The sequence below is a fragment of the Leeuwenhoekiella sp. CH_XMU1409-2 genome (assembly GCF_037029365.1).
Classification (GTDB): Bacteria; Bacteroidota; Bacteroidia; order Flavobacteriales; family Flavobacteriaceae; genus Leeuwenhoekiella; species Leeuwenhoekiella blandensis.
In genome coordinates, this window is record NZ_JAYMEI010000039.1 from 1 (window position 1) to 1,293 (window position 1,293).

Annotated in this window: 1 protein-coding gene; it reads left to right on the forward strand. The window is 44.7% G+C overall.

Annotated features, from left to right (window positions below; all coding sequences use genetic code 11):
• A partial coding sequence (locus WA338_RS18755) for a TonB-dependent receptor domain-containing protein (RefSeq protein WP_336094546.1) occupies window positions 1–1,293 on the forward strand: 1,293 nt, incomplete at both ends.

Here is a 1,293-nt window from a genome sequence, read left to right on the forward strand (position 1 = left end):
GACATCTGGAAACAGGAGGTGAATACCGATTTCTTAGTGAGTTATAAAAATCAACTCACTCAGAAAATTGGTTTAAATGCATCGATCGGGGGTAACGCGATGGACTATAAATACCGCAGAACGGATGCCTCGGTAAACGGTCTAGTAGTTCCTGCAGTATATAAGCTGGCAAACGGAGTCAATAATCCTATTGTACAAACTTACGACCGCAATAAAAAGGTAAACAGCCTTTATGGGTTGGTATCGCTTTCACTCGATAATTCGTTGTTTCTAGATCTTACAGGAAGAAACGACTGGTCAAGTACGTTGCCTAAAGCTAACAATTCGTTCTTTTATCCTTCGGCGAATGCCAGTGTGATCCTGTCTGAATTATTCAGCCTTCCTAAAGCGGTAGACTACTTAAAATACCGTTTCTCGTTTGCTGAAGTGGGTAACGACACAGATCCGTATAAAACCAGTAAATACTACAGTCAAAGCGCGTTTGCGAGCTCGGCGACGGTTCCTACCAATTTATACAATGCCAACTTTAAACCGGAGATCACCACGAGTTATGAGACGGGTATTGAAGCACGTTTGCTCAAAAGCCGTTTGATTCTGGATGCTACCGTGTATGAGACACTTACCAAGAACCAGATTATTTCGGTACCCTTAGACATTACCACAGGCTATAGTTCTGGTGTTTTAAATTCTGGTGAGGTGCGTAACCGCGGGGTCGAACTTACCCTAACCGGAAAGATTTTTGACACCCATAGCTTTATGTGGAGCAGCACGCTTACATTCTCTCGCAACTGGAATAAAGTACTTGAGTTAGCAGACGGTATTGATGGGCAACAAGAAATTGGCTCAGGAGGTAATGCTACTTTATTGGCCAAAGTAGGTGGGACCACCACAGCGATCTATGGTTATGGTTTTGTGCGTTCTCCGGAAGGTGAGATCGTTTACGATAACGGGGGACTCCCGGCATACCCTGATGAAATTCAGTACATCGGCGATGCCAGCCCAGACTGGAAAGCCGGACTGTACAACAGTTTTAGTTTAGGTCCCGTAACCCTTAATGTAATGCTAGACGGGCAATACGGCGGAATCATCTATTCTCAATCTCATCATAAACTTACACAACAGGGTAAACTGCGCAGTACGTTTATGGGGCGTGAAGAAGGTTTCATAGTAGGTGACGGTGTGGTGCTCAATGACGATGGCACCTACAGCCCTAACACTACCGAAGCTATTACGCCTGACTGGTATAACCGCTACTACCGTAGAGCCAATGTAGAATCAAACTCGTTTGATGCT